This is a genomic window from Pirellulales bacterium, assembly GCA_035499655.1.
Classification (GTDB): Bacteria; Planctomycetota; Planctomycetia; order Pirellulales; family JADZDJ01; genus DATJYL01.
Genome location: DATJYL010000004.1, coordinates 1 through 16,796, shown reverse-complemented (window position 1 = coordinate 16,796; position 16,796 = coordinate 1). Strand labels below are relative to the sequence as shown.

The window sequence follows — 16,796 nt, the reverse complement described above, 5'->3', positions numbered from 1 at the left end:
ACGGACAATCAACCCCCTTCCAGGCCGACGAATCACAAAAGCGATTGCTCGTCGAGCTCAACCGCGTTGGTCCCCATCATCTCCAGATGATGCTGCGGCCCATTGTCCGTTCCACCGGGCTCGATTTCGCCGTCCCCGCCGTCGCCGCCTCGCAAATCGATCTGACGGCCATGCCCGCAAATTCACTACCGCTTGCGATCACATCTGCGCAGGGAGCGTCTGAGAAAATCCAACCAGCACCGCCGCTTCTTTGGCTCGGCCCCGCCCACCGCATCGTGTCTATGTTGCCGGCCAATGCCGAACACCCCGCTCAGGCCACAGCGACGGTTTTCGACACCGACGAATTATATTGGCTCCGAATTCGGCCGGACTCGGTCATCATCAATGCTCGGATTCGTCTGCAGGTTCACGCCGGCAATGTCCAGCAGCTCCACCTGCTGGCCGATCCGCGATGGCATCCCATTCTGCCTGAAAACAATGCGGCCGAGCACGATTCGCCCCCCGCTGCCGTAGCGGTCGCCCAATTGCGGTCGTCCCCTGACAATCCAAACGAATTTGTCGTCGATTTGGCTCGCCCGGTCGCCGGACAGGCCACCGTCGATGTCGCTTTCCAACTCGCTGGCGATTCCGGCATCGGCCGTTGGCAACCGCTGTCGTGGCACGTCAACGGCGCCGGCATCGCACACCGATGTTGGGCGGTTACGGTAGACCCGGAGCTGGATTTTTCTTTCTCTCCCCCCACCCTACGAAACGACATCGCTCCCGAAAAATTTGCCGCCCTATGGCCCACGCGGGAATCGCAGCCTCAACTTGCCTGGCAATCGTCCCAACCGGAAACTCCTTGGAGCATCGCCACGCGGCCTCGGCAACCTAAACTTTCTACCCGCTGTCAATTGGCGGCCATCGCTGGACAAAACGAAATCGACCTGCACTGGGCGGCCCATGTGATCGCCTCCGACGGACAAGTCTTTCAGTACCGGTTGCAAATTCCGTCGGATTTGGAAATCGACGACGTTGCCGTCCGCGGGCAAAACGTCGATCAGCCTTGCCGCTGGGCGCGCAGCAGCGCCGATTTGCTGAGCGTCTTTCTCGCTTCACTCGCCGATGGCCCGCAAGTGGTGTTGGTCCGCGGCCATCTTCCCCTTTCGCCCCCATCCAAATTCACCTTGCCGTCAATCACGGTTGAAGCCGCCGCCACAGAGGGCTTCCGCACGCTCGTTTTTCGACAGCCCGATGTGCTCGTCCAAGTCGCAGACGCGGCGGGGTTAAAACTGCTGCCGGAAAATGACTTCGCCGCCGCCCTTGCCGACGCTCAACACGATGGTCTGCTGGAGCAGACCGCCAATCCCTCGCAGGCACAACCACACGCAATCGCGGATAAAATCGACCCGGGAAAATTAGTCGCTGTATTACAAAGCGAACAGGCCTTTCTACCCGCTCGATTGCAAATCGACCGGAATCAACTCCAGCTCCAATCGCTGCAAGTCACCACCTTGGATCGCAACGCCGATGCCTGGCGGGCCACCGTCGACCTCAATCTGCACATCGAGAGCGGCGTGGTCGATTCGCTGCGTTTCGATCTGCCGGCTAATTGGATAGGTCCTTTCGAAATCACTCCGCAAATTCCCCAGCGTGTGGAAGACGTTCCCGGAGAAGGTCGTCGTCAGCTGGTTTTACGCCCCACGGAGCCTTTGCAACACGACGTGCATCTGCAAATCAAAGGGCCCCTAACCATTGCCGCCGGCCAGAGGCCCAGCGCCCCCGACGTCCGCCTGCAAGGAGTTTTTCGACAAACACGCTATTTCTCCTTGCCTCGTCGACTGGAAAATCAACAACTGGCATGGGATACCCGCGGATTGGTCCCCCGTTCGGCGCCCGAGGCCATCTCGGCCACCGTCTCTGATCCCACGGCGTATCGCTGGTATCAATTGGTTGGCGATCGTTGCCGCGCTACTTTGCGGTCGGCAGATCGCAGCAACGACAACTCTCAGGTGCGACTGGTCGATGTCCTCTGGTCGTGGGACGCTGGCGGCGATTTCCGCGGGGTGGCCGCCTTCGATTTGGAGCCCGCCGGCGCCTCAAGTTGCGAATTGCAGCTTCCCCCCGGCGAGCAACTTATTCAGGCGCAGCTCGACGCTGCCCCCGCACAACTTTCCTCGCTGGGCGAAAACCATTGGAACGTCTGGCTCGGCGACAACAAACTTCCCAGACACTTACAAGTTATCTTCTCCGGCGCCGTCGAAAAATCCCCCGCCACGAACTTGCAACTTACCGCCCCCACATTGGTCGAACTCCCCGTCGAACGCACCCTGTGGAGCGTGTGGGCGCCCCCGGTTGCCGGCGCACCCATCCTGCCCACAAGCACTCCCATTTCCGCGCTGCGACATCAGTCTTTGCGTCTGGAAGGCGCCGCCGCTTTCATCGATTTGGCCACCGGCTTGCTCCTGGATGAATCGACCGACGATGTCGCCCGCTGGTACTCTCCCTGGTTACAGCGATTCCAAGAATTACGGGCGGATTTAATTCAGACAAAATCAACCGCATCCGCCGACGACGAAGTCCAGGCTGCCCAGGCCGAGCTAAACGCCGTCGATCAAGATCAATCGCGCCTGGCTCGGCGACTGGCCAACCCAAATCCGGAAAGCCAACCCGCCGCTCCATCGACCGCTCGAACTACCGCCGCTCCATCGACCGACCTTAAAGTCACCGCCACTCCATCCGCGACTTCCACCCCATCTGCAGCCACTCCATCCGCAACCACTCCGCTCACAGTCACGCAACCTCCCCCAATGGCCAATCAGTCTGCCACATCGGCCACGCCGGCTACTCCCACTCTTCCCCCGGTAGCCGCTCAGCCTGTTGTGGCCGGCGACTGGTTGAATTTAGCGGCGCTGCTGCAGCCGGCAAATCGCAGCGTAGTACTGACCATGGTTCGCGGCCAAGGCGGTCCCCTGGCCGTGGAATATCCTCAGTTGTCGATCGCCGGTTGGCATTCACGCTGGATCGCCTCGGCCTGCGTTATCATGGTGACCATTGCCTGGCTGCTGGCATTTCGGTTGGCATGGGCTCAGGGGTGGTTCATTGGGGCCTGCCAAGCCTTCGGACCACAATTACTGGGGTTAGCCGTCGGGCTAGCGTGGTGGTTTTGGCTAACCCCCAGCCTGTTAGGGTTGGGAATCATGGCGGCAAGTCTGTATTTCGCTCGACAATATCGACTTTCGCAGCCCCGGTAGTGTCTTTGCGGGCCAGCATTGGCGGTCGAACTTGTGGCCTCGCTGTGCAAATTGCCCCCTTCGTCAGTTCGTCTTGGCACGCGGCTGCCGATTTGTTAGCTTCTGCCCCCACGTCGATGGAATCATCCGTAGCCATGCAACCCAAGCTGGCGAAGGTGGCCACGACACAACCAGCGGTGCCGACAGCAATTCGCTTCGGCGGCAACACGACAGGCCGACAAGGAAGGAGGCCCTCGATGAGCTCCGATCTCAAGCAAGACTTGAAGGTTCACATCCGCTGGATGATCCGCCGCGATATGCCCGAAGCCTTGGCTATCGAAAACACCAGCTTCGAATTCCCCTGGTGCGAAAACGATTTTCTCCGCTGTTTGCGCCAGCGAAACTGCATCGGCATGGTCGCCGAGCATAACGATCGGGTCGTCGGCTTCATGATTTACGAGTTGCACAAATCCCGCTTGCACATTCTTAATTTCGCCGTCACTTCGCGCTTTCGTCGTGCCGGCGTGGGTCAGCAAATGATCAACAAGTTAATCGGCAAGCTCTCCACCCAGCGCCGCAACCGCATTCTGCTGGAAATCCGCGAGACGAATCTGGCCGCTCAGTTGTTCTTCCGCGCCTGTGGTTTCCGCGCTGTCAGCGTGCTCCGCGATTTTTACGAAGATACGCCCGAAGACGCCTATCTCATGCAGTACCGCTTCCGCGGCGACGAAACCGCCGCCATCGAGGAAGAACGCATCACGCGGCTGGCTGGCTGAATCCTGGTCATTGCCTCTCCGTCTGAGTCCCGGTGATGTCCCACAAGCCATCGCGCCTCACACCGCAATAATCTCCGCTCTAAGTTGCGGCAGTTCCACCACGGCAATCGTGTGCGGATCGGCCCGATATAGCGCCCCAGGATTGAGCACCATCGTCTGGCCTATCTTCTCCCATCGCGGCACGTGCGTGTGGCCGTGACACACCAAACCGTGCCCGCCTTCGGCAATCGTTTGATCTAACAGCCGTCCATCATCGCCGTGCAACACGGCAATTTTTACTCCACCCAATTCCAGCGAACCTATTCGTCCCAGGCACGTTTGTCCCGCCCGCTCAATCGCCTTCCGCAACTCCACAGTCTGGCTGCCGCCATCCACGTTGCCAAACACATAATACGTTGGCCATGCCGACAACAAGGGAACAATGTCCGGCGAGCCTATGTCGCCGCAGTGCAACACTGCCTCCACCCCCAGGCTCTCCAGCATTTGCACCGCGCGGCGGGTATTCGCTGCATGGCCATGGGTATCGCTAATCACGCCGAGAAGCATTGTGCGGCACTGCAGTTTGGAAATGGGGAATGAACAGCAGCAGTATTGATCCTCGAAACAAACGCTTGCCAATGGTTACTTGCCGATTTCGCCGTCGGAAGCCGACAAAACGTCAATTTCCAAAAGAACTGCCCGCCGCGCTACCCGACGCGCTATCCGCTTTCCCCATAATGTCTTAATGTTCTGTCTGGCATCGCCATGATTGGCGTCTACGATTATAGTGGGCCGGTGTGCGAATCATCTAGTTAAGGGTTTTAAGCATAGAATTGTCTTAGCGAGCAAAACCAGCCGCAGTATGACGGGTGACAAACGTTGATTTTCCACATGATGATCGCTGATTCAACCTACCGGTTGGTTTACTCCGCAATTGCGGTGCTCATCGTTTTCCTGCTGGCGAAGGTTGTCATTTGGTGGCGACGCTCCCCACTGACCTTCGGACAAACGGTAATGTGGTCGATCAATTACTTGATTGCTCGGCTGCTGTGGGGAACGCGCGTCGAGGGGTCGCTCCCAAAACAAGAGGGCGTGGGCGCCGTCATCGTTTCCAATCATCGCAGCGGCGTCGATCCTTCCTTTATTCAAACTTCTGTCCGCCGTGTCGTCTATTGGATGGTCGCCCGCGAATACTGCGAAACCCCGGGCCTCGGCTGCCTGTTGCGAGCCTTTCAGGTTATTCCCGTGGGCCGCGGCGGCGTCGATACCGCTGCCACAAAGCAGGCCATCCGCCGCGCCCAGGAAGGCGGCCTCATCGGTATGTTCCCCGAAGGACGCATCAACGAAACCACCGATAAGCTGTTGCTGCCAGGCCGACCCGGTGCCGCCCTGGTCGCCCTCAAAGCCCGCGTACCCATCATCCCCGTATTCATCAGCGGCTCCCCCTACGACGGTACGCCCTTGGGTCCTTTGAAAATGCGGGCCCATGTTCGCGTGAAAATCGGCCAGCCCATTGATTTATCGGAATACTACGGCCGCGAGAAAGAAGAAGGCGTCATGCAGGAAATCACCTTGCGGCTCTTGCGTGAAATGGCTCACCTCGGCGGCCACCCCGAGTTCGAGCCGCAATTGGCCGGTCGCCGCTGGAAACCCGGCGAGGAAGAAATTGAAAACGGCGACCCCAACGCCAATGGCAATCATGGTGGCAACATGCTTCCAGATGGTAAACTCACCGAGGGACAAAACCCCTCGCTAAACGGCCGGAATGGGCGTTCGGCCAATGCTATCGTAAAGCCCGAAAACTCCCCCGGATAATTGGGCCGCCAATTGGAATTTGCCCCGCGACTGCTTACAATGACGTTCGTTGCCGCGGTCGCTTTTCCACTCGGAATCATCCGGGCCGTGTCCTGAGGAGCAACGTCCATGAAGTTGCAAAAACTTTGGGCTCTCGCAGTTGTCGGCGCAGGTCTGATATTCACTGCGATCGTTTTGGCAGCCGACACACCCGCCGCCAATGCGCCGGCCGAAACCTCTTCCCCCGCCGATGCCAAATTCGTTCCCCTGTTCAACGGTCACGATCTAACTGGCTGGCACGGCGACACCGATCTGTGGAAAGTGGTCGATGGCGTCATCGTCGGCTCCACCGATGACAAACAAATCAAGCACAACACCTTTCTCATTTACGACAAGCCATACAAAAACTTTGTGCTCAAGGCCACATTTAAGCTGCGCAACCACAATAGCGGCGTTCAATTTCGCAGCAAGGAATTAGATGATTTCGTTTGCTCCGGTTATCAGGCCGACATGGCCGAGAAAAAATACACCGGAAATCTGTACGAGGAAAAAGGACGCGGCACGCTGGTCCAAGTCGACGAAGATGAACTAAAAAAACATTACGTGCCCGGCGAGTGGGCCGAATACACCATCACCGCCGACGGCCCGCACATCCAGGAACAAGTCAACGGCTTCACCACCGTCGATTACACCGAGAAGGACGCTCAAAAGGGCGCCTCCGACGGCGTCATCGCCCTGCAATTGCACATGGGACCAAAGATGCAAGTCGAGTTCAAAAATATCGAAATCATGGATTTGCCTTGACGGCAATTTGCCTTCGGGGGGGAAAAAAGCCCAGGGGTTTACCCCCCTGGGCTTTAGCTTTAGTAACCAATTGCCGCCAGTCGAAAGCGCGAAGTCGCAAACCATCGTCACGGCAAAAACTGTTGACACCAGTAAATCGTGCCATCGGGCGTGCGGTAAGCGGCCACGCCAGTTCGCTTGTAGCTACTGTTCAAAATGTTGGCCCGGTGCCCGGGACTGTTCATCCAATCGGTTACGGCCTCGCTAGTCGTCTGTTGCCCCATGGCGATATTTTCGCCGATGTTAGCCGTACTATGCTGCAACGCCCGATTATTGGTCATCCAAATGGTGTGCGATCGGGCCGTATTTTCCAGGCTTTGATCGATCAACAATGGCGGCAGGCCGTATTTAGCCCGTTGGGCGTTGGTTTGCTCGATCATTTGCCGTTCAACTTCGAACAGCTTGGGGCCGGTCGGCGCTGTAGTTTCGCTCGTTTTGGCAGGGGCGCTTCGGGCCTGCGAGTCCGAATCGTTCGCCAAAACCATCGCCGCTTGACCGAACAAAAACGCACCAAACAACGCAGAAACTCTCAATTTCGAACACATGCGATTCCTCCTCCTGGGGTTCCCGGCAGACCGGGATTCGCTTGATGAAACAATGCAACTGGGCAAAATCGAGCTTTTCCCGCCTCCGGGAACATCCGTGGCTCGAACTGCCGTTTGGTAGGTTGCCGCCGGGCTGCTATCTTCTCAAAGTCCTAGGTCACCCGAAGATACGCATCCAGCGGCAAGTTTTCCGGTGAGGAGAATTAGGGTAACAGGCAATGCTGGCACCGCAAGGGGGTAATGGGTCCACTACACATTATTTTCTACAATCCTTTGCAGGGACTTGATTTACGTTCATCTATCTTTTAGGATTTCGTCCTTAAACCTGCCTTGAAGCTCAATGCTTGATGTCTTTCTCAGGCCCAGGGATGGCATCTCAAGCTGCGCAGCCTTCACGTTCTTTAGGAGTTCAAGCATGAGGTTCCCCACAGCCATTTTGCTTAGCTGTTTGCTCCCCAGTCTGCTCCTCACCTACGCCTCCACCGACTCCCTCACAAAGGCCGCCGAATTGACCGCCCGACCTGGCGAATGGCCCCAATGGCAAGGACCCAACCGCGACGGTGTTTCCACCGAAACCGGACTCCTTCACGAGTGGCCCGAAGGCGGTCCCGAACTGGCTTGGAAAGCGACCGGTCTGGGCGATGGCTTCGCGGGCATATCGATCCAAAACGGTCGCATCTACACCATGGGTTCGCGCGACGGCCAGGAAACCGTTCTGGCTCTCGACTTAAAAAACAATGGCCAAATCTTATGGTGCACCCCGGTCGGAAAATTTGGCGATAACGCCGGCAAACCGGGCGCTCGCTGCACCCCGGCCGCCGATGGCGATCTGGTGTATGCCCTCGGTTCCCAAGGCGATTTGGTCTGTTGCGATGCCGCCACCGGCAACGTGGTCTGGAAGAAAAGCTTCCCGGCCGATTTCGGCGGTAAAATGATGTCCATTTGGGGATTTAGCGAATCCCCCTTGGTCGATGGCGATAAGCTCATCTGCACCCCCGGCGGCAAAGACGCCATGCTCGTCGCCCTCAATAAAAAAACCGGTGACGAAATCTGGCGCTGCGCTATCCCAGATTTAGGCGGCCACGGAAAAGATGGCGCCGGTTACTCCTCCGTCGTCATTTCCAACGGCGCCGGCAAAAAGCAATATGTGCAACTCGTCGGGCGCGGATTAATCGGCGTGAGCGAAGACGGAAAATACTTGTGGGGCTATCCCCGCATCGCCAACCAGGGCGCCAACATTACCACGCCCTTGGTCAATGGCGATTACATTTTCACCACCACCAGCTATGGCACCGGCTCCGCGCTGTTAAAGCTGGAACCCGACGGCGACGGTGTAAAAGCTGACGAAGTTTATTTTCTGGACGCCAAACAATTCAACAACCATCACGGCGGCGTCGTGATGGTGGGCGATTACATTTACGGCGGAAACGGACAAAACCAAGGCTTTCCCACTTGCATCGAGTGGAAAACCGGCAAAATTGTCTGGGGCGGAAAAGAACGCGGCCCCGGCAAAGGCTCCGCCGCCATCGCCTATGCCGATGGCCGCCTCTACTTCCGTTACGAAGACGGCACCATGGCCCTGCTCGACGCCTCGCCTGACGGCCTCAAAGTCGAAGGCACGTTCACCATTCCCGATGTCTCCAAGCCCAGTTGGCCCCACCCCGTCATCGCCGGCGGTAAGCTCTACCTCCGCGAGCAAGACGCACTGCTGTGCTACAAAGTGAAGTGAATGAGAGCCTGCACCATTACTCACTCTCCCTTCGGGGGCTTTGCCTCATAACTTCGAATTTGAATGTGGGTGCCATGCCCACAGCTCGGTGTGGGCATGACCGACCCAGAGAGTTCATGCATGGCCACGCAAAGCAGTGGCCATGGCACTCCAACCGATAATGACATTGACTGGATTGTGAGGCAAAGCTCCCTTTGGGAGAGGGCTGGGTTGAGGGTTCCCGGAGATAGTTTCGTCGCAGCCTCTCAAAACGGTTCGCCGCTCGGGGCGAATTGCTCAAACTCGTCGTATTGTTTGTGCGCCAAATTTGAGAATCGCGTAAATTCTTTTTGCCAAAGCAATTTAATATCCCCGGTAGGGCCATTGCGCTGCTTGGCGATAAAAATATCCGCTCTGGTTAGCATGCCGTCACTGTCACCGTTTTGCTGAGCCTGTTCGCGTTCTTCGGGTGTCATGTAGTATTCCGGACGGTGTACGAACATTACCACGTCGGCGTCTTGCTCTATTGCTCCTGATTCTCTCAGGTGACTTAGCCTTGGAATTGGGCTGCCGCCCTGTTCGGCCTGTCGATTTAGCTGCGCTAGGCAAAGAACAGGAATCTTAAGCTCGCGTGCCAAGCCCTTTAGCCGGCGAGCGATTCTGGCCACTTGTTCTTGCCGCTGGTCCTTCTGGTTGTCAGGTTCAATCAGTTGCAAATAGTCCACGACAACGAGGCCGAGCTTTTTCGACTCGTCGCCTTTGTATCGCTTTTGAACGATTCTACTCAGCCGTCTACAAGTCGATGCAATTTCTGTAACAGTGCGTGTCGGACTGTCGTCAATGTATAAAGGAGCATCGCTGATAGCACCACATGACTGGATAAGCTTTGCTCGATCCTCTTTTGTTGGGTGGCTTGAGCGTATTTTTCTTCCGTCGACGCGGGCATGTGCGCAAAGCAGCCGGTCAGCAAGTTCAAGCTGCGACATTTCCAGGCTAACCACTAACGTGGGCACTCTTAGATTGCACGACACATATTCCGCGATATTCAGGGCAAGAGCGGTCTTTCCCATGCTCGGACGTGCGGCCAAGATAATGAGTTCTCCGTTGTGGAGGCCGCCCATTAATCCATCAAGTTCTAAAAAGCCTGTGTCGACGCCAGCAATCGTATGCTGGCCATTTTCCCGCTTCTCGATACGTTCCATCGCTGCTACGAGAAGTTCATGAGCATCGACAATATTTCTGTGCTGCCTTGTATCGACAACAGAAAAAATACGCTGTTCGGCGCGGCTTGCTTGTTCCCGTGCCTCCACATTATCTTCATATGCATCTCGGAGAGTTTCCGTGCAAGATTCAATTAGCGAGCGAAGTACGGCCTTGTCACGCACAATCTGAGCATAGTGGACAGCATTAGCTGCCGTCGGGACACTGCGAGCGATTTCGGCTAAATACGCCGCGCCACCGATAGGATCATATTCGTTTGAAGTGCGCAGACGTTCGACAAGCAATGTCATATCAACGCGCTTGCCAGCGTCATTGATCGCCGTTAAATGGGCGAACAGCTTGCGATTAGCCTCGTCATAGAAATCATCGGGGCGAATAATGAGAGAAACTTCGTCGCAGGAGGAAGGCAACAGCAGCATGCTCCCCAATACGGCTTTTTCCGCTTCCAGGCTGCGCGGCGGCTGCCGATCGAGAATCTCGGAGGTCACCGGCGCTTTCCGCGGCGGCTTATTACTGGGCTTGCGATCGACGGTGGCCATGAGCGAGTCCTCCCTGCTGCAATACGACCGCAAACTACGCACGCCAGGAACAGGTGCCGGCTATGATTTTGCCGACGACTTCGACCCCTGCTTGACGGCCGACTTCGCTTCGGCCGATTTCGACTCCTTCGAATCGGTCGGCTTGGCTTCCCCTTCTTTGGCTTCCGGCTTCGCTTCGGCCTCAACATCGCCGACCGTCGGCACTACCCAAACCTTCAATTGAGCTTCAATTTCCTGGCCCAAATGCACTTCGACCGTGTACAGCCCAAGTTCCTTCAGCGGCCCTTTCAGCCGCACTTGGTCAGGCGTCACGGTAATTTCCTGCTGCTTCAAAGCCCGCACAATTTCTGGTGCGCCGACAGAACCATACAAGTGCCCCTCGTCGTTGGCGTTGGCTTCAATGGTCACGCTTTGCGCCGTGATGCGGTCCGCCAGTTGACGCAACCCGGCCAAACGTTCGTGCTGGATTTGCAGCAACTTGGCCTTGTGCTTTTCGACCATCCGCTTGTGATGCTCCGTCGCCACCGTCGCCAAGCCCTGCGGCAGCAAGTAATTCATCGCATAGCCGCGCTTCACCTCCACCACTTCACCCTGCTTCCCCAGGTGATCGACCGATTGAATCAACAGCAATTCGATGCCCCCGTGCTGGCCGCGCTGCAGGCGTTTATCGCGCGCCGGCTGGCGGCCCGATTTGGCTTTCGGTGAAGTTTTTGTCGTCGGCATGGTTCATTCCTATGCTTGGAAATTCGCAGAACTTGGTCTGCCCGGTTTGATTCTCTAATCGTGCAAATCTCGCTCTACCAAAATTCAAAAATTAAAATGGCAGATCGGGCGCCCCGCCCGACTCGCCGCCACCTTCGTAACCGCTGACTTCGGCCGCGCTGTATTCCGCTTCAGCCGGCGGTGCCGATTCCCGTGCTCCTCGCGGCCCCCCTTTACCCTGCCCCCCGCCTTGTCCTTTGGAGCCCAGCATTTGCATCCGCTCCCCAACCACGCGCAATTTGGATTGCTTCTTGCCTTCTTTTTCCCACGTATCAAGCTTCAACCGTCCTTCGATCAGCACCGGCGATCCCTTATTGAGGTACTCGCTGGCCACCTCCGCCGTGCGGCCCCACAGCGTGACGTCCACAAACGTCGTGTCTTCCACCCATTCTCCCTGGGCCGTTTTCCGCCGATCGTTCACCGCCAAGCCGACATCCATCACCGCCATGCCGCTGGGAATATAGCGCAACTCCGGATCGCGGGTGAGATTGCCCACTAAAATCACGCGGTTGAAACTGGCCATACGGGCCTCCTGAGCCTTGGCTCTTGCTGAACAAACGTATCGTCCTCGCGATCAAGCTAACAAATTGCCGAGCAAAATACAATCATTCCTCGTCCAGCTCGCCCATTTCGTCCACCGGCATGTCGTCGACTAATTTCGCTGCTTCCGCTTCCGGCTTGGGTTTGCGCTCCGCCAGCGGTCCGCCGCCGGTCAGGGCATGCTGCACCATCGTGTCGGCAATCCGCGGGTCGATTTTCAACATCAGGTTCCGAATCACCGCTTCGTTCAATTGAAATTGCCGCGTCAAATTGCCGACCTGATCGCCGTCTAGTTTGAAATACGTAAGCCAGTACGTTCCTTTGCGGTGCCCTTTGATGGGGTAAGCCAAGCGGCGTTCTTCCCATAGCCGGCTGGCCAACATCTTGCCGCCAAACTGCTCCACGGCACCGGGAATTTGCGCCACGGTGCCGGCGGCATCGCGGGCATACCGATTCGAATCCAGAATGAACATGCCTTCGTAAACGTGCTGAGCCACGAAATGGTTCCTTATCTTGTCGAGTGAACTGTTCGAGGGTTGAAAGGGTCAAAAAGTCGAAAGGTCGAAACGTCAAAAAGCCGAAGCGTTCCCGACACTCACACTTTAAAATGACTTTTCGACTTTTCGACTCTTCCTAACCGTTGTATTTATTCATGCAACCAAGCATGTCTCCGGTAATCCAATCTTCGACCGCATCCGCGGCTCGCGAAATGATCGATTCTACCTCCACTAATTCTTCCTTGCCAAACCGCGCCAATACAAAATCGGCCGGGTCCCATTGCGGCGGAACCGGCCCCACGCCAATCCGCAACCGCGGAACCGCTTCGGTTCCCAACCGCTCGATCACGTCGGCCAGCCCCTTCTGTCCGCCGGCGGAACCTTCGCTTCGCAACCGCAACTTGCCTAACGGCAGATTGAAATCGTCGCACACAATCAGCACGTCGACCGTATCTAACTTATAAAAATCTCGAGCCGCCAACACGCTGCCGCCGCTTAAGTTCATAAACGTATGAGGCCACAAAAGCAGGGCCTTTTGGCCTTTCAATTCGGCTTCGCTAATTTCTCCTTGAAAATTGGTTTTTGCCCGCGCAACACGATGCCGCCGGGCCAATTCGTAGAGCACCGCAAATCCGACATTGTGGCGTGTGCCCTCATATTTGCGGCCGGGGTTGCCCAACCCCACGACTAGTTTCACGGCAGGCCATGTTTTTGGGTTCAGAGTGATGGGGTCAGGAAATCAGCTTCAGTTGTCAATCCTTGCCTCAGGCGCTTCCGTTGAACTCCGTTCAGGCAGCCCAACCAACGCAACATCCCTCGCTATACTTTCTCTTCCTCTTCTTCCACAGGTTTTTCCTTGCGAATCAGTTCTGGCTCCACGGCTCCTTCGGCGGCAGGCTCTGCAGTGGCTTCTTCTTCGACTGCCTTCGGCTTCAAGCACTGGACGGCAATTTCGTCGCCGCCACTGACAATTTTCGCCCCTTCCGGCAGCGTCGCTTGTCCCACGCTCATCGAATCGTCCAGCTTCAGCGCGGCCACGTTGATGATCACTTTGTCCGGAATGGAGCTCACCGGACATTCAATTTCCACCGTGTGAATCAAATGCTCGACCACTCCCCCCTCTTTCACGCCGGCGGCCTGGCCGCGAATCTCCAGAGGCACCTTCACGCGCACCCGTTCATGCTCAGATACACGAGCAAAATCAACGTGCAAAATTTCCAAACCGAACGTGTCGTACTGCAACTCGCGGATCAATGCACTGTCGTTGGCTGCCCCTTTTAATTTCACCACCCGGGAACCATGCCGCACCGCGGCGGAAATTTGTTCCGCGGGCACCGCCAAGCTCACGGTTTTTTGTCCATGACCGTACAACACCGCCGGTACCTTGCCGCCAGCACGCAGCCTTTTGGCGTTCCGCTTGCCGCTGGAATCTCGAACATCTGCTTGCAATGTTTCAGCCATATCGATGTTTGCTGTAGCCGACCCAATCGCTAGCGGTTGGCGTCGGTCACAAATCCATTCCTAGGAAAGAGTTGCTGCCATTTGGGCGATGCACAACGGACACGCATCACCAACAGCGAATCCAACATTTTGCCTGAAATGGCCAGAATTGCAACCCCGCCTACCAAGAAACTAGCTACTCGTCGATTGCCGAACGATGCAACAACCTGCCCGTTTTTTGCCCGAATTGCGCTATTTAACAGCGGCTTTTGCATGCATCGCAAAGTCTACTCAATCGTCAAGCTTTATCAGGTCGATAACAGTTGGCGCCGGCGTGTCGATACCGCGCTCAATTGTCTGTTCTCATCATCACTGGCCTTCCTATGATTCGCCCCACAATACCTCTGCGAACACGATTGGCACTCGTCATTTTAACTTCCGCCAACCTGCTAGGCTGCGCGACCATTAAACAATCCGATACTTCTCGCACCGGCATCGAGCAACTGTTGATTTCCAGCGCCGACGACAAGGCGCTCGACAAATTCGATCTGCGTCCCATCGCCGGCGCCAAAGTGTTTGTCGACACGCAGTATCTCGATTGCACCGATAAAAACTACTTGCTCATCGCTTTGCACCAGCGACTGCTGGCCAACCACTGCACCTTGGTCGCCAAACAAGACGATTCCGACGTCGTGCTCGAAATCGGAAGCGGCGGCGTCGGCACCGACCGCAACGATTTGTTTTTCGGCTTCCCCGGCATGGCGTTGCCGCCGCCGGCCATGGTCGCTTTGCCCCGCATTGCACTGTTCGAGCGCGACAAATCCATGGGCACCGCCAAAGTAGCCCTCGTCGCTTACGATACCAAAACGCGGCAGCCCGTCATCAATTCCGGCTACTCCTTGGCCCGCGCCGATCACAATTTCTGGCAAGTCTTGGGCATGGGCGGTCAACAATCCGGCAGCGTCCAGCGCGAACTGGTGGCCTCCACCAACGAAACTCCCTCCGCCGCCGAAACCGCCGCCATGCTAGCCCAAAAACCCGGAACGCCGGTCCGATAGTTTCACCTCCAAAACCGGACGTTGTTCTGCTTGTTTTGAATTTTGATATTTGTTTCGACATTCGACATTCGCGCTTAGGATTTGATGGGCCTTCCAGTTGCGGAAAATCCCGCCTGGAAATGAAGTGCCCCAGCACGATTCGAACCATTAACCGAGCATCCCGGCGCGCCGGGAAGCGCAACGCGGTAGTGGCAAGCCGCTCACCACCTCCAATGCCCCCGGCAGGACTCGAACCTGCGGCCTAGTGTTTAGGAAACACTCGCTCTATCCTCTGAGCTACGGGGGCGGCTGCTTGCAGGGCGATTCCCAAGACCGCCATCGGCCAGCATCCACATCGCCAGACCGTTTGATTATCCGCATTGTTTTGCGGTTTGAACAGTCGCGGACCAAGCGCAACTCGGAGAAGATATATCAAACACCACCTGGCAATATCCAAATGCTGCCGGACGGCTTAGTTGAATCACGATCAAAATTATATTCACTTTTACAAGGAGAGCGTCATGGAAATCGAACGCCGAGTGCTACTACTGGAGCGACAAAACACATTGCTCAAGCTCCTGGTCGGCCTGCTCGCAATTCTGCCGGTGGCCATATTTTCGATGGGCGCCGGCTCGTTCAATCAAGATCACGGCGAACTCTTGGGCATCACCAAAATTCAGTTGGTCGACGAGCAGGGAAAAGAAGTGGCCGTGATCGACGGCAAAGGAATCAACTTTAGCGGCAAGAGCAGCCAAATCGTGGCCGATAAAATCGTCGGCCGCAGAAGCGTGGCGGCCAATGCCAATCCCGAGAACAGCGATCGCTATGCCGAACTGGGCGTCACCAGCGAGCGCAAGTGCTACATGGAATTAGGAAACAAAGGCACCGTGTATCACCACATTCTTTCCGACTCCGGCGTGCTGGAATCCAACTTTTAGTCGGTATACCCCACTTTGAATTTCGTGCTCGGGATTTATTTCCGGCACTACGCGATTCGGATTTCGAATTTTGTTCTCGGATTGCATGGTACAAAACCCCTGAGAATCAAGATATTGCTCTGCGCTCAGGCCGTGGTAGACTGAAACCGTGCCTTCCAGTCAGCACCGCGGGCGTAGCTCAGTTGGTAGAGCGCTAGCTTCCCAAGCTGGATGTCGAGGGTTCGAGTCCCTTCGCCCGCTCTGAACGTAACTTCGGCCGATACCTGGATTTAGGAGACCTGCCGACGGTCGGCAGCGCGGCCCTGATAACTCTCGAACGCCGGTAGTCTACCGGCGCGAGATGTTTTGGGGATTTGCGCTATGCCATACCGTCACCTGTCTGCTGTTCCTACTTACCGCCATCACAAGCCCAGTGGCCAAGCCGTGGTCACCATCAACGGTCAAGACTTTTATCTCGGCCTCTGGAACTCCGCCGCCAGCCGCGGCGAGTATGACCGCCGCATCGCGGAGTGGTTGGCCTGCGGCCGCCAGCCCCCTGCCCAGCCCGCCGCCGGCGGCCTGACCGTCAGTGAAATGCTCGTGCAGTATTGGGAATTCGCCAAGCGCCATTATCGCAAGCACGGCCGGCCGTCGGAGGAGCTCAAAAACATTCGCTACGCCCTGCGACCGCTGCGGCGATTGTATGGGCATACATTGGCCTGTGACTTTGGCCCGCTGGCACTCAAGGCCCTGCAGCAGCGAATGATCAGCGACGACCTCAGCCGGGGCGTCATCAATAGCCGCATCGGCAAGATCAAACGGGTTTTCCGCTGGGCAGTGTCCGAGTGACCCCTTCCCGATTTCAGTACCAGTGTCTGTGAGAGAATCGGTTAGGGTTTAGTTCGCGTGTTGAGTCGGAGGGAAGGGCGTAGCCCTGACCGGAGACTCAACACGCGGCGCGGCTGGGAACGCCCCAGCCTGTCGAT

At 56.8% G+C, this 16,796-nt stretch carries 17 protein-coding genes and 2 tRNA genes; 9 read left to right on the top strand and 10 right to left on the bottom strand.

The annotated features are described in order from the left end of the window. Together VMJ32_00260 and rimI are read left to right on the top strand one after the other, a co-directional pair. Positions 1-3,233: hypothetical protein (locus tag VMJ32_00260; GenBank protein ID HTQ37426.1), on the top strand; the 3,233-nt coding region annotated here is incomplete at its 5' end. A 236-nt stretch (positions 3,234-3,469) separates the two neighbouring features. Beyond that, on the top strand, positions 3,470-3,988 hold the full coding sequence (gene rimI / locus VMJ32_00255; GenBank protein ID HTQ37425.1) for a ribosomal protein S18-alanine N-acetyltransferase: 519 nt from the start codon (positions 3,470-3,472) through the stop codon (positions 3,986-3,988). 57 nt (positions 3,989-4,045) lie between these two features. Here rimI and VMJ32_00250 read toward each other — a convergent pair whose 3' ends face one another. Next, positions 4,046-4,534, bottom strand: coding sequence for a YfcE family phosphodiesterase (locus tag VMJ32_00250; GenBank protein HTQ37424.1), 489 nt, complete (start codon positions 4,532-4,534; stop codon positions 4,046-4,048). Between the two features lie 327 nt (positions 4,535-4,861). Here VMJ32_00250 and VMJ32_00245 point away from each other — a divergent pair, with 327 nt between their 5' ends. Both VMJ32_00245 and VMJ32_00240 read left to right on the top strand, forming a co-directional pair. Further along, entirely contained in the window at positions 4,862-5,782 is a 921-nt protein-coding gene (locus VMJ32_00245) for a lysophospholipid acyltransferase family protein (GenBank protein HTQ37423.1), read from the top strand. Between the two features lie 108 nt (positions 5,783-5,890). Beyond that, positions 5,891-6,565: a DUF1080 domain-containing protein gene (locus VMJ32_00240; protein HTQ37422.1), complete on the top strand. Its 675-nt coding sequence runs from the start codon at positions 5,891-5,893 to the stop codon at positions 6,563-6,565. Positions 6,566-6,672: 107 nt separating this feature from the next. Here the strand turns inward: VMJ32_00240 and VMJ32_00235 are convergent, their stop codons facing one another. Continuing rightward, a complete protein-coding gene (locus VMJ32_00235) occupies positions 6,673-7,149 on the bottom strand; it encodes a CAP domain-containing protein (GenBank protein ID HTQ37421.1) in 477 nt (158 codons plus the stop codon). 415 nt (positions 7,150-7,564) lie between these two features. Between VMJ32_00235 and VMJ32_00230 the strand changes: the two genes are divergently transcribed. Further along, on the top strand, positions 7,565-8,878 hold the full coding sequence (locus tag VMJ32_00230; protein ID HTQ37420.1) for a PQQ-binding-like beta-propeller repeat protein: 1,314 nt from the start codon (positions 7,565-7,567) through the stop codon (positions 8,876-8,878). 245 nt (positions 8,879-9,123) lie between these two features. On the opposite strand, the gene dnaB is transcribed toward VMJ32_00230, so the two are convergent. From dnaB to VMJ32_00195, 7 genes are all read right to left on the bottom strand, one after another. Continuing rightward, positions 9,124-10,617, bottom strand: coding sequence for a replicative DNA helicase (gene dnaB / locus VMJ32_00225; protein ID HTQ37419.1), 1,494 nt, complete (start codon positions 10,615-10,617; stop codon positions 9,124-9,126). A gap of 60 nt (positions 10,618-10,677) precedes the next feature. Further along, entirely contained in the window at positions 10,678-11,340 is a 663-nt protein-coding gene (rplI, locus tag VMJ32_00220; protein ID HTQ37418.1) for a 50S ribosomal protein L9, read from the bottom strand. A 91-nt stretch (positions 11,341-11,431) separates the two neighbouring features. Further along, a complete protein-coding gene (gene ssb, locus VMJ32_00215; protein HTQ37417.1) occupies positions 11,432-11,902 on the bottom strand; it encodes a single-stranded DNA-binding protein in 471 nt (156 codons plus the stop codon). A gap of 82 nt (positions 11,903-11,984) precedes the next feature. Then, on the bottom strand, positions 11,985-12,416 hold the full coding sequence (gene rpsF, locus VMJ32_00210) for a 30S ribosomal protein S6 (GenBank protein HTQ37416.1): 432 nt from the start codon (positions 12,414-12,416) through the stop codon (positions 11,985-11,987). 136 nt (positions 12,417-12,552) lie between these two features. Next, a complete protein-coding gene (pth, locus tag VMJ32_00205) occupies positions 12,553-13,113 on the bottom strand; it encodes an aminoacyl-tRNA hydrolase (protein HTQ37415.1) in 561 nt (186 codons plus the stop codon). Positions 13,114-13,235: 122 nt separating this feature from the next. Beyond that, positions 13,236-13,877 carry a 50S ribosomal protein L25 gene (locus VMJ32_00200; GenBank protein HTQ37414.1) on the bottom strand — a complete coding sequence of 214 codons (642 nt, stop codon included), beginning with the start codon at positions 13,875-13,877 and terminating at the stop codon, positions 13,236-13,238. A 29-nt stretch (positions 13,878-13,906) separates the two neighbouring features. Further along, positions 13,907-14,131: a hypothetical protein gene (locus tag VMJ32_00195; GenBank protein ID HTQ37413.1), complete on the bottom strand. Its 225-nt coding sequence runs from the start codon at positions 14,129-14,131 to the stop codon at positions 13,907-13,909. 108 nt (positions 14,132-14,239) lie between these two features. Between VMJ32_00195 and VMJ32_00190 the strand changes: the two genes are divergently transcribed. Next, positions 14,240-14,914, top strand: coding sequence for a DUF6655 family protein (locus tag VMJ32_00190; protein HTQ37412.1), 675 nt, complete (start codon positions 14,240-14,242; stop codon positions 14,912-14,914). A gap of 213 nt (positions 14,915-15,127) precedes the next feature. On the opposite strand, the gene VMJ32_00185 is transcribed toward VMJ32_00190, so the two are convergent. Next, positions 15,128-15,200: transfer RNA gene (locus tag VMJ32_00185), tRNA-Arg, on the bottom strand. Positions 15,201-15,414: 214 nt separating this feature from the next. Here VMJ32_00185 and VMJ32_00180 point away from each other — a divergent pair. The 3 genes from VMJ32_00180 (at position 15,415) to VMJ32_00170 (ending at position 16,659) form a co-directional block, all read left to right on the top strand. Next, positions 15,415-15,831 (top strand): hypothetical protein, encoded by a 417-nt coding sequence (locus tag VMJ32_00180; protein HTQ37411.1) that lies wholly within the window; start codon positions 15,415-15,417, stop codon positions 15,829-15,831. 167 nt (positions 15,832-15,998) lie between these two features. Beyond that, positions 15,999-16,071, top strand: a tRNA-Gly gene (locus tag VMJ32_00175). A gap of 120 nt (positions 16,072-16,191) precedes the next feature. After that, positions 16,192-16,659, top strand: coding sequence for a hypothetical protein (locus VMJ32_00170; GenBank protein ID HTQ37410.1), 468 nt, complete (start codon positions 16,192-16,194; stop codon positions 16,657-16,659). Positions 16,660-16,796 lie beyond the last annotated feature (137 nt).

Bases quoted from the DNA above. Each gene is read 5' to 3' on its own strand.
- rimI (HTQ37425.1), top strand. From the start codon at position 3,470: ATGAGCTCCGATCTCAAGCAAGACTTGAAGGTTCACATCCGCTGGATG.
- VMJ32_00250 (HTQ37424.1), bottom strand. From the start codon at position 4,534: ATGCTTCTCGGCGTGATTAGCGATACCCATGGCCATGCAGCGAATACC.
- VMJ32_00245 (HTQ37423.1), top strand. From the start codon at position 4,862: ATGATCGCTGATTCAACCTACCGGTTGGTTTACTCCGCAATTGCGGTG.
- VMJ32_00240 (HTQ37422.1), top strand. From the start codon at position 5,891: ATGAAGTTGCAAAAACTTTGGGCTCTCGCAGTTGTCGGCGCAGGTCTG.
- VMJ32_00235 (HTQ37421.1), bottom strand. From the start codon at position 7,149: ATGTGTTCGAAATTGAGAGTTTCTGCGTTGTTTGGTGCGTTTTTGTTC.
- VMJ32_00230 (HTQ37420.1), top strand. From the start codon at position 7,565: ATGAGGTTCCCCACAGCCATTTTGCTTAGCTGTTTGCTCCCCAGTCTG.
- dnaB (HTQ37419.1), bottom strand. From the start codon at position 10,617: ATGGCCACCGTCGATCGCAAGCCCAGTAATAAGCCGCCGCGGAAAGCG.
- rplI (HTQ37418.1), bottom strand. From the start codon at position 11,340: ATGCCGACGACAAAAACTTCACCGAAAGCCAAATCGGGCCGCCAGCCG.
- ssb (HTQ37417.1), bottom strand. From the start codon at position 11,902: ATGGCCAGTTTCAACCGCGTGATTTTAGTGGGCAATCTCACCCGCGAT.
- VMJ32_00200 (HTQ37414.1), bottom strand. From the start codon at position 13,877: ATGGCTGAAACATTGCAAGCAGATGTTCGAGATTCCAGCGGCAAGCGG.
- VMJ32_00195 (HTQ37413.1), bottom strand. From the start codon at position 14,131: ATGCAAAAGCCGCTGTTAAATAGCGCAATTCGGGCAAAAAACGGGCAG.
- VMJ32_00190 (HTQ37412.1), top strand. From the start codon at position 14,240: ATGATTCGCCCCACAATACCTCTGCGAACACGATTGGCACTCGTCATT.
- VMJ32_00180 (HTQ37411.1), top strand. From the start codon at position 15,415: ATGGAAATCGAACGCCGAGTGCTACTACTGGAGCGACAAAACACATTG.
- VMJ32_00170 (HTQ37410.1), top strand. From the start codon at position 16,192: ATGCCATACCGTCACCTGTCTGCTGTTCCTACTTACCGCCATCACAAG.